Here is a 10,620-nt window from a genome sequence, read left to right as displayed (position 1 = left end):
GGGAATCCCCGGGGCCGGCCGTTCCGGGTGAACGGTTCAGCACTCGATGATGTTCACCGCGAGACCGCCGCGCGCGGTCTCCTTGTACTTGACGCTCATGTCGGCGCCCGTCTCCTTCATGGTCTTGATGACCTTGTCGAGGGAGACCAGGTGGCTGCCGTCGCCGCGCATCGACATCTTCGCCGCGGTGACGGCCTTGACCGACGCCATGCCGTTCCGCTCGATGCACGGGATCTGGACGAGGCCGCCGACCGGGTCGCAGGTCAGGCCCAGGTTGTGCTCCATGCCGATCTCGGCCGCGTTCTCCACCTGCTCCGGGGAGCCGCCGAGGACCTCGGCGAGGGCGCCGGCCGCCATCGAGCAGGCCGAGCCGACCTCGCCCTGGCAGCCGACCTCGGCGCCGGAGATGGACGCGTTCTCCTTGAACAGCATGCCGACCGCGCCGGCCGCCAGCATGAAGCGGACGATGCCGTCGTCGTCGGCGCCGGGGACGAAGTTCATGTAGTAGTGCAGCACCGCGGGGATGATGCCGGCCGCGCCGTTCGTCGGGGCGGTGACCACCCGGCCGCCCGCCGCGTTCTCCTCGTTCACGGCCATCGCGTAGAGGGTGATCCACTCCATCGCGTGCGCGGCCGGGTCGCCCTCGGAGCGCAGCTTGCGGGCCAGGGTGGAGGCGCGCCGGCGGACCTTCAGGCCGCCGGGCAGGATGCCCTCGCGGGACATGCCGCGCGAGACGCAGGCCTGCATGACCCGCCAGATCTCCAGGAGGCCCTCGCGGATCTCCTCCTCGGTGCGCCAGGCCTTCTCGTTCTCCAGCATCAGCGAGGAGATCGAGAGCCCGGTCTCCTTCGCGAGGCGCAGCAGCTCGTCACCGGTCCGGAAGGGGTACTTCAGGACGGTGTCGTCGGGGACGATCGGGTTCTCGCCCTGCACGGCGTCCTCGTCCACGACGAAGCCGCCGCCGACCGAGTAGTACGTCTTCTCCAGGACCAGGCCGCCCTCCGCGTCGTACGCGAAGACCGTCATGCCGTTGGCGTGGTACGGGAGCGCCTTGCGCCGGTGCAGGATCAGGTCGGCGTCGAAGTCGAAGGGGATCTCGTGGGCGCCGAGCAGGTTGATCCGGCCGCTCTCCTTGATCCTCTCGAACTCGTCGTCGGCGGTCTCGACGTTCACGGTGCGGGGCGAGTTGCCCTCCAGGCCGAGGAGCACCGCCTTGGGGGTGCCGTGGCCGTGGCCGGTCGCGCCCAGCGAGCCGTACAGCTCCGCTCGTATCGTCGCCGTGTGGGCGAGCAGGCCCTCGTTCTTCAGCCGGCGCGCGAACATCCGCGCGGCGCGCATGGGCCCCACCGTGTGGGAGCTCGACGGGCCGATGCCGATCGAGAACAGGTCGAAGACCGAGATGGCCACGGGAGGACTCCTTGTGGGGGGCTAGACGCCGTTGTCTGCCGGGGTGGAGCAGAAAGGCTGAGCATGGAACGGGGCACCGCGCTCACTGTCCAGTGTGCGCGGTGCCCCGGAGCTTTCGTACGAACAAAAGCGTACGAAATTACTTCAGGCCGGGGTACAGCGGGTGCTTGTCCGCCAGGGCGGTCACCCGGGCCTTGAGCGCCTCGGCCTTGTCGGCGTCGAAGCCCGGCTTCAGGGTCTCCGCGATGATGTCGGCGACCTCGGTGAAGTCGTCCGCCTGGAAACCGCGGGTCGCGAGCGCCGGCGTGCCGATGCGCAGACCGGAGGTGACCATCGGCGGGCGCGGGTCGTTCGGAACGGCGTTCCGGTTGACCGTGATGCCGACCTCGTGGAGACGGTCCTCGGCCTGCTGGCCGTCCAGCTCGCTGTCGCGCAGGTCGACGAGGAGCAGGTGCACGTCCGTGCCGCCGGACAGGACCGACACACCGTGCGCGGTGACGTCGTCCTGGACCAGGCGCTCGGCGATGATGCGGGCGCCGTCCAGGGTGCGCTGCTGGCGCTCCTTGAACTCCTCCGAGGCCGCGACCTTGAAGGAGACGGCCTTGGCCGCGATCACGTGCTCCAGCGGGCCGCCCTGGAAGCCGGGGAAGACCGAGGAGTTCAGCTTCTTCGCGAACTCCTTCTTCGCCAGGATGATGCCGCCGCGGGGGCCGCCGAGCGTCTTGTGCGTGGTGGAGGTCACCACGTCCGCGTACTCGACCGGGTTCGGGTGCAGACCGGCCGCGACCAGGCCCGCGAAGTGGGCCATGTCGACCCACAGGTAGGCCTCGACCTCGTCGGCGATCCGGCGGAACTCCGCGAAGTCCAGCTGGCGCGGGTAGGCGGACCAGCCCGCGATGATGACCTTCGGGCGGTGCTCCTTGGCGAGGCGCTCGACCTCGGCCATGTCGACCAGGCCGGCCTCGTCCACGTGGTACGCGACCACGTTGAACTGCTTGCCCGAGAAGTTCAGGCGCATGCCGTGGGTCAGGTGACCGCCGTGCGCCAGGTCCAGGCCCAGGATCGTGTCGCCGGGCTGGGCGATGGCGAAGAGGGCGGCCTGGTTCGCGGAGGCGCCGGAGTGCGGCTGGACGTTGGCGTACTCGGCGCCGAACAGGTCCTTGATCCGGTCGATCGCGATCTGCTCGGCCACGTCGACGTGCTCGCAGCCGCCGTAGTAGCGGCGGCCCGGGTAGCCCTCGGCGTACTTGTTGGTGAGGACGGAGCCCTGGGCCTCCATGACGGCGACCGGAGCGAAGTTCTCCGACGCGATCATCTCGAGGGTGGACTGCTGACGGCGGAGCTCGGCGTCGACGGCGGCGGCGACGTCGGGGTCCAGCTCGTGGAGGGGAGTGTTCAGAAGCGACATGAATCGATCCCTTGGGGGTCTCGGTTAGCCGGCGGTGAAGGCGGTGTACTCGTCGGCGGAGAGCAGGTCCTTCGGCTCGTCCGCGAGGCGCACCTTGAACAGCCAGCCGCCCTCGAACGGGGCGGTGTTCACCAGCGCCGGGTCGTCGACGACGTCCTGGTTCGCCTCGACGACCTCACCGGTCACCGGGGAGTACAGCTCGCTGACGGACTTGGTCGACTCCAGCTCGCCACATTCCTCGCCCGCGGTCACGGTGCTGCCGACCTCGGGGAGCTGGACGTACACGATGTCGCCGAGCGCGTTCGCCGCGTGCTCGGTGATGCCGACGGTCGCGACGCCGTCAACGGCGTCCGTCAGCCACTCGTGCTCCTTGCTGTAGCGAAGCTGCTGGGGGTTGCTCATGGCCTGATTCTCCTGGATCGGGGGAGTACTGATGTACGTGGGTCTTGCGGGGTGAGACGCCGGGTGAGACGAATGCGTCACTTCTGGCGCTTGTAGAACGGCAGCGCCACGACCTCGTAGGGCTCGTGGGTGCCGCGGATGTCCACACCTACACCCGTGGTGCCGGGAGTCGCGTGCGCCGCGTCGACGTAAGCGATGGCGATCGGCTTGCCGAGGGTCGGGGACGGGGCGCCCGAGGTGATCTCGCCGACGACCTCGCCGCCGAAGACGACCGGGAAGCCCGCGCGGGGGACGCGGCGGCCCTCGGCGATCAGGCCGACCAGCTTGCGCGGCGGGGCGGTCTCGGCGCGCTCGGCGGCGGCCTCCAGCGCCTTGCGGCCGACGAAGTCGCCGGTCTTCTCGAACTTCACGACCCGGCCGAGGCCCGCGTCGAAGGGGGTGAGGGCGGTGGTCAGCTCGTGGCCGTACAGCGGCATGCCCGCCTCCAGGCGGAGCGTGTCGCGGCAGGACAGGCCGCAGGGGATCAGGCCGACGCCCGCGCCCGCCTCGGTCAGCGCCGTCCAGACGCCCTCCGCGTGCTCCGGCTTCAGGAACAGCTCGAAGCCGTCCTCTCCGGTGTAGCCGGTACGGGCGATCAGCGCGGGCACGCCCGCGACCGTGCCGGGCAGGCCGGCGTAGTACTTCAGGCCGTCCAGGTCGGCGTCGGTGATCGACTTCAGGATGCCGGGGGACTCCGGGCCCTGGACCGCGATCAGGGCGTACGCGTCGCGGTCGTCGCGGACCTCGGCGTCGAAGCCCTCCGCGCGGGCCACGAGCGCGTCCAGGACGATCTGCGCGTTGGAGGCGTTGGCGACGACCATGTACTCGGTCTCGCCGAGGCGGTAGACGATCAGGTCGTCGAGGATGCCGCCGTCCTCCTGGCAGATCATCGTGTAGCGGGCGCGGCCGTTGCCCACCGTGGAGATGTTGCCGACGAGGGCGTAGTCCAGCAGGTCGACGGCCTGCGGGCCGGTGACCGTGATCTCACCCATGTGGGAGAGGTCGAAGAGGCCGGCCGCCGTGCGGACGGCGTTGTGCTCGTCGCGCTCGCTGGCGTACCGCAGCGGCATGTCCCAGCCCGCGAAGTCGGTCATGGTCGCGCCCAGCGAACGATGCAGGGCATCGAGGGCGGTCAGACGGGGGGCAGTGCTCATGGGGTGGCTCCCGGGTCCCAAGGGCGTGATCGGTGACGAAACACATGACGGGCGAGGACGTCCTCCCCATCTGTCATGGAACCTGAGAGGTTCACCGAGAGCATCTCGTCACCGAGAGATCGGCTTGCACCTTGGGTGGGGACACGGCACGGTGTCCCGCTTTTCAGATCTGCCTCATCCGCGCGGTACGGGGCCTGAGAGATTCAAGGGAGGGTCTTGCTCCTTCGGCGTCCGGACGCCCTGGGGCGGCCCGGAACTCTCCCGCGCGGATTCGAGCGGCCGGTATGCGATTGTGTGGCGACTGTGCGCGCCTGGCGGGCACATCATTGCATGCGGTGTCGGCGGGGCAAATCGCTTGTGTCTCATTACCGTTTCTTTACACTTTGTGGGCAAGGGTCTCCTCAGGTCTCCTGAGACCCGACAGGGGGAGAGCGATGAGGATCGAGCACACCGGCGCCTACGCGACCGGCACCGGCATACCGGCCCAACGGGCCCGCGCCAGGACCCGCCGCCGCGGCCGGCTCCTGCGCGACCTCCGCGAGCGCGGCGGCCGCGGCCCCGGCGCCCTCGTCTTCGCCGCCGGCGACCTCGTCGTCGTCTCCGGCCTGCCCGGCAGCGGCAAGTCCACCCTCATGAAGCGCGCCGCCGAGGGCCACGTCATCGACTCCCAGGACACCCGCGAGCGCTGGGAGGTCCGCATGCCCCGCCTCCTGCCGTACGCCCTCTACCGCCCCCTCGTCCGCCTCGCGCACTACGCCGGGCTCCGCCGCGTCCTGCGCTCCGGCGCGAGCGCGATCGTCCACGACTGCGGCACCCAGTCCTGGGTGCGCGGCTGGCTCGCCCGCGAGGCCCGCCGCCGGGGCAGCGCCCTGCACCTGGTCCTCCTCGACGTGACCCCGGACACCGCGCGGGCCGGGCAGGACGCCCGGGGCCGCGGCGTCTCCGCCTACGCCTTCGCCCGGCACCGGCGGGCCGTCGGCCGGCTGCTGCGGGCCGCCGAGACCGGCAGCCTGCCGCCCGGCTGCACCTCCGTCACCCTCCTCGACCGCGCCGCCGCCGACACCCTCCGCCGCATCTCCTTCCGCGACGCCGCCTGACCGCGGCGGGGGACCCGTACCCTCCCTTTTGGCCACGGCGGCACCGGGGCGGCGTTAGGGTGCTGCCGGGCGGCCGGTACGGCAGGCCGTGCGAGAAGGGGAAACGCGACCGTGGACGTGACGTGGCCGGGCAACGAGCTCGAAGAGGTCCTTGCCGCCTCACTCGGCAACCCCGCGGCGGGAGGCCGGCTCGTCGAGGTGCTGGGCCGCAGCCAGGTCTGGGTGCCCCTGCCGAACGGCGGCGGCCCCGACAGCCCCGACCTCGACCTGCCCACCATGGAGATCGACGGCGCGGCCTTCGTCCCCGTCTTCAGCTCCGAGCAGCAGTTCCTCGCCTGTGTCGGTGACCACATGTCGTTCGCCGTCGCCCCCGCCCGCGACTTCGCCCGCGGCCTGCCCCCGCAGCTCGGCATCGCCCTGAACCCGGGCGGCGCCGCCGGGGTCCCGCTGCCCCCGCCCGCCGTCGCCGAGCTCTGCCGCACCGGCCGCACCCCGCTCGACGGCCCCGCCACCGGCGGCCGCGTCCGGCTCTTCGAGCCCGACTGGCAGGACGACCCCGTCGACTTCCTCGCCGCGGCCTCCGCCGAGTTCGAGGCCACCGGCGTCGTCACCAGCGCCCGCCGCGCGCTCGCCAGCGTCGAGGGCACCGAACCCGCCCTCTTCATCGGCGTCCAGCTCGCCCACTGGGAGGGCGCCGACCGCAACGCGCCCCTGGACGCCCTCGGCCGCGCGCTCGGCCGGGTCGAGGTCGCCTGGCCGGTCAACCTCATCCTGCTCGACATGGCGCAGGACCCGGTCGGCGACTGGATGCTGGAGCGGGTGCGCCCGTTCTACCAGCGCGCCGCCGTGTGAGCGGCCCCCTGTTTAAGCTGAACTGACCGGTGAGCCGAGCCGACTCGGCGGCGGCACGAAACCGCGCGGAAGCCGCGCGGACATGGTGGACGGAATGAGGGGCGGGGACCCATGGTGAGCGCGTCAGGCACCGCTGCGGCCGGCGAGGTCGAGCGCATGCTGCGCGAGGTGGCACCGGGACGCTACGACGCGTACGAGCAGTTGCTGCACGCCCTCGCCGACGGCGAACTCTGGATGCTGCTCTGGCACGGTTCGCCCGGCTCCTCCGACGCCCAGTACGGGAACATGGAGGTCGACGGCTTCGGCTACGCGCCCTGCGTCACCTCCCCCCAGGAACTGGCCGCCTCCGGCTGGAACCGCGCCCACGAGCTCGTCACCGGCCGCGACATCGCCCGCGCCCTCTACCCGGACCGCTGGGGCGTATGGCTGAATCCGCACGCCCCAGGCGGCGGCGTCGGCATCCCCTGGGCCGACCTGCGCCGGATCGCGACCGGCCTCGACCGGATGCCCGCCGGACCGCTCCGCGTCTCCGAGCCGGCCCTGGAGATCCCGCAGTTCTACGCCCTGCTCACGCAGAACGCGCACCGCACCCCGGCCGTCCGGGCGCTGCGCCGCGGCTGGGTGCAGCCCGCGCTCGGCTCCCCGTACCTCGCCATCGGCCTCGACCTGTACGACACCTCCGCGGCGGCCGTCGACGCGGTCCGCTCGATGATGCGCCAGTCGATCGGCTCCGTACCCGACGGGCTGCCCGTCTCGACGGTCGCCCTCTCCGACGCGTACGACCCGGTGGCGCTCTGGCTGCGGGCGAACGCGCGCCCGTTCTACGACCGCGAGGCGCACGCGGGCCGCGGTTCCGCCCCCGTTCCGGGGTACGGATACCCGCCGCCGGCGCCGTCCGGATACTGAGACACCTCACTTCTCCCCATACGCCCCGGAGGCCCCACAGGGCCTCGCCGGGGCCCTTCTTTCGCCCCAATTGAGGAGCCCAAAGGCCCCGTTGGGCGACATGCCCGATTGGGGCGAAGAGGACCCGAGATGGTCCGCTCACGTGATCACGACGTCCGGATAACGGAAGTCGCAGCACCGCATCACGTTTGAGCAAACATTCCTCGTCAGGGCTGGCGGGTGATCACAAGCGCATTGAAGACTCCCCGGAACACCGGGTGTTCGGCTCCTTTCGAGCAGATGCCCAGCAGGTTGTTCCACCGAGCCGCTACCCGCGGCGGGCAAGGGCCGGCTACCGGCGGCCGAGAGGGGTCCTCACCACGATGACGGCACCACTGCACGAGACGAGTGCGGGCGAGGCGACCGCCACCGTCGACGGCGCGCCCGACGCACCCGGCACCCCGGACGGCACCGGCACGGCCGCCAAGGCGATCGAGGGCCGCTCGCCCTGGAAGATCGCCTGGACCCGCCTCAAGCGCGACAAGCTCGCCCTCGCCGGCGCCGTCGTCGTCGGCTTCCTGGTCCTGGTCGCGATCTTCGCCCCGGTCATCGTCGGCCTCCTCGGCCACCCGCCGGACGAGTTCCACGAGGACCAGATCGACCCGCTCTTCGGCACCCCGATCGGCTCCTGGGGCGGCGTCAGCTCCGACTTCCTCTTCGGCGTCGAGCCCGTCAACGGCCGCGACGTCTTCAGCCGCATCGTCTACGGCGCCCGGATCTCGCTGCTCGTCGCCTTCCTGGCGGCGGTCTTCGCCGTCGCCCTCGGCACGGTGCTCGGCATCATCGCCGGCTACTTCGGCGGCTGGATCGACGCGGCCCTCAGCCGGGTCATGGACGTCATGCTGGCCTTCCCGCAGCTGCTCTTCACGATCGCCCTGGTCTCGGTCCTGCCGAACAAGCTCCTCGGACTCGACGGATCGGGCGTCCGCATCGCCGCCCTGGTGCTCGTGATCGGCTTCTTCGGCTGGCCGTACGTGGGCCGCATCGTCCGCGGCCAGACCCTCTCGCTGCGCAACCGCGAGTACGTCGAGGCCGCCCAGAGCCTGGGCGCCGGCCGCTTCTACATCCTGCGCCGCGAGCTGCTGCCCAACCTGATCGCGCCGATCACGGTCTACGCGACCCTCATGATTCCCACCAACATCCTCACCGAAGCGGCGCTCAGCTTCCTCGGCGCGGGTGTGAAGCCTCCCACCGCTTCCTGGGGGCAGATGCTGTCGACGGCCATCACCACCTACGAAGCGGACCCCCTCTTCATGGTGATCCCCGGCCTCGCGATCTTCATCACCGTCCTGGCGTTCAACCTCTTCGGCGACGGCGTGCGCGACGCGCTCGACCCGAAGGGCTCCCGCTGACCGTTCGCCGACGACACGCAAGACCCGCCCCTGCCGCTGGCGACAGGAGGCCCATCCCCACTCGGCGGACCGCCGTAACGGCCGCCACTATCCCGGAGGTTGTTGGACCCATGCTGAAGAGCTCCCAGCGCAGAATCGCCGCGGGCGCGCTGCTTGCCGCGGCCACGATGGTCGCCGCCACGGCTTGTGGTGGCGGTGCCAAGTCCGGTGACGGCGGCAACGGCAAGGCGAGCGCGGCCGGCTTCAACGCCGCCGTGAACAAGGTCGCCAGCCCCTCCACCAAGAAGGGCGGCGAGCTGAAGTTCATCGGCTCGCAGGAGGCCGACTCGTGGGACCCGCAGCGCGGCTACTACGGCTTCGTGTGGGACTTCCAGCGCTACTACACGCGCCAGCTCGTCACCTTCAAGGCCGAGCCGGGCTCCGCCTCCACCGAGCTCGTCCCGGACCTCGCCACCGACGCCGGCAAGATCTCCGAGGACGGCCTCACCTACACCTTCACGCTGAAGGACGGGGTGACCTGGGAGGACGGCAAGCCGATCACCTCCAAGGACATCAAGTACGGCATCGAGCGCGTCTGGGCCCAGGACGTCATCTCCGGCGGCCCGATCTACCTCCAGCAGGTCCTCGACCCCAAGGGCGAGTACAAGGGTCCCTACAAGGACACCTCCGCGGACAAGCTCGGCCTGAAGGCCATCGAGACCCCGGACGACAAGACCATCATCTTCAAGCTGCCGGTCGCCAACGGCGACTTCCTGCAGATGCTGGCCATGCCCGCCGCCTCCCCGGTCCGCCAGGACAAGGACACCAAGGCCAAGTACGGCCTGAACGTCTTCTCCTCCGGCCCGTACAAGTGGCAGTCGTACACGCCGAACAAGTCCATGAAGCTGGTCCGCAACGACAAGTGGGACCAGAAGACGGACAACGTCCGCAAGGCGCTTCCGGACACCATCAGCGTCACGTTCACCACGAACGCCGACGACATGGACAACCGCCTGATCGAGGGCGAGTACGACCTCGACATCAACGCGACCGGTGTCGGCGCCTCCGCCCGCCAGAAGGTGCTCCAGCAGCACAAGGAGAACGCGGACAACCCGCAGACGGGCTTCATCCGCTACGCGGTCTTCCCGCAGACGGTCATCTCCAACATCGAGTGCCGCAAGGCGATCATCTTCGCCGCCGACTCGAAGTCCCTCCAGACCGCCCGCGGCGGCCCGCAGGCCGGTGGCGACATCGCCTCCAACATGCTCCCGCCCGGCCTCAAGGGTGCCGACCCGAAGGCCGACCCGTACGGCAAGCTCGGCGGCGCCCCGGACCTGGTCAAGGCCAAGGACGCGCTGAAGAAGTGCGGCAAGCCGAACGGCTTCAAGACCACGATCGCGGTCCGCAACAACAAGAAGATCGAGATCGCGACCGCCGAGTCCCTCCAGCAGTCGCTGAAGGCCGTCGGCATCGAGGCCGAGATCGACCAGTTCGACGGCGCCCAGACCTCCGGCATCATCGGTTCGCCGAAGGTCGTCAAGGAGAAGGGCTACGGCATCATCATCATGGGCTGGGGCGCCGACTTCCCGACCGGCCAGGGCTTCCTCCAGCCGCTGACGGACGGCCGCTTCATCCTGCAGAGCGGTAACAACAACTTCTCCGAGCTGAACGACCCGGCCGTCAACGGCCTGTTCGACCAGGCGCTGAAGGAGACCGACCCCGACAAGGCCGGCGAGCTCTACAAGCAGATCAACGCGAAGGTGTCGGAGGCCGCGGTCTACCTGCCCTTCACCCACGAGAAGAACATCATCTGGCGCAGCTCCCGGCTGACCAACGTCTACACGGCGGACGCCTACAACGGCCGCTACGACTACGCGTCGCTCGGCGTCGTCAAGTAATCCGACCCGCTCCACCGGCGCACCACCCGCCGCCAGGTCCGAAGGGCAGGTGATGGCCGTGGGCGGCGGCCGGGGAACCCGATCGGG

The 10,620-nt window shown here is 70.4% G+C and carries 9 protein-coding genes and 1 riboswitch; of the genes, 5 read left to right on the top strand and 4 right to left on the bottom strand.

Annotation, left to right across the window (positions count from 1 at the left end):
• Nucleotides 1-36 precede the first annotated feature (36 nt).
• The 4 genes from ACFCY7_RS37540 to gcvT all read right to left on the bottom strand — a co-directional run bounded on the left by ACFCY7_RS37540 (nt 37) and on the right by gcvT (nt 4,410).
• Nucleotides 37-1,407: an L-serine ammonia-lyase gene (locus ACFCY7_RS37540; protein ID WP_376490568.1), complete on the bottom strand. Its 1,371-nt coding sequence runs from the start codon at nt 1,405-1,407 to the stop codon at nt 37-39.
• A gap of 139 nt (nt 1,408-1,546) precedes the next feature.
• The gene (gene glyA, locus ACFCY7_RS37535; protein ID WP_376490567.1) at nt 1,547-2,815 is read right to left on the bottom strand and encodes a serine hydroxymethyltransferase; all 1,269 of its coding nucleotides are present in this window, start codon (nt 2,813-2,815) and stop codon (nt 1,547-1,549) included.
• A 24-nt stretch (nt 2,816-2,839) separates the two neighbouring features.
• Entirely contained in the window at nt 2,840-3,217 is a 378-nt protein-coding gene (gcvH, locus tag ACFCY7_RS37530; RefSeq protein ID WP_376490566.1) for a glycine cleavage system protein GcvH, read from the bottom strand.
• Between the two features lie 77 nt (nt 3,218-3,294).
• A complete protein-coding gene (gene gcvT / locus ACFCY7_RS37525) occupies nt 3,295-4,410 on the bottom strand; it encodes a glycine cleavage system aminomethyltransferase GcvT (RefSeq protein WP_376490565.1) in 1,116 nt (371 codons plus the stop codon).
• A gap of 173 nt (nt 4,411-4,583) precedes the next feature.
• Nucleotides 4,584-4,684, bottom strand: a riboswitch (glycine riboswitch).
• Nucleotides 4,685-4,844: 160 nt separating this feature from the next.
• On the opposite strand from gcvT, the gene ACFCY7_RS37520 reads away from it, so the two are divergent.
• The 5 genes from ACFCY7_RS37520 to ACFCY7_RS37500 all read left to right on the top strand — a co-directional run bounded on the left by ACFCY7_RS37520 (nt 4,845) and on the right by ACFCY7_RS37500 (nt 10,533).
• Nucleotides 4,845-5,507, top strand: a complete 663-nt coding sequence (locus ACFCY7_RS37520) for an AAA family ATPase (protein ID WP_376490564.1) — start codon at nt 4,845-4,847, stop codon at nt 5,505-5,507.
• 111 nt (nt 5,508-5,618) lie between these two features.
• On the top strand, nt 5,619-6,359 hold the full coding sequence (locus ACFCY7_RS37515; protein ID WP_376490563.1) for an enhanced serine sensitivity protein SseB: 741 nt from the start codon (nt 5,619-5,621) through the stop codon (nt 6,357-6,359).
• Nucleotides 6,360-6,473: 114 nt separating this feature from the next.
• Complete coding sequence (locus ACFCY7_RS37510; protein ID WP_376490569.1) at nt 6,474-7,265, top strand: enhanced serine sensitivity protein SseB C-terminal domain-containing protein; 792 nt, start codon at nt 6,474-6,476, stop codon at nt 7,263-7,265.
• A gap of 362 nt (nt 7,266-7,627) precedes the next feature.
• Nucleotides 7,628-8,656 (top strand): ABC transporter permease, encoded by a 1,029-nt coding sequence (locus tag ACFCY7_RS37505; protein ID WP_376490562.1) that lies wholly within the window; start codon nt 7,628-7,630, stop codon nt 8,654-8,656.
• A gap of 110 nt (nt 8,657-8,766) precedes the next feature.
• Entirely contained in the window at nt 8,767-10,533 is a 1,767-nt protein-coding gene (locus ACFCY7_RS37500; protein WP_376490561.1) for an ABC transporter substrate-binding protein, read from the top strand.
• The last annotated feature ends 87 nt before the right edge of the window (nt 10,534-10,620 follow it).

Origin of the sequence: Streptomyces sp. NPDC056361 (assembly GCF_042262805.1) — a bacterium.
Lineage (GTDB): Bacteria > Actinomycetota > Actinomycetes > Streptomycetales > Streptomycetaceae > Streptomyces.
The sequence above is the reverse complement of the archived record's forward strand: the minus strand, read 5'-3'. Positions and strand labels throughout refer to the sequence as shown.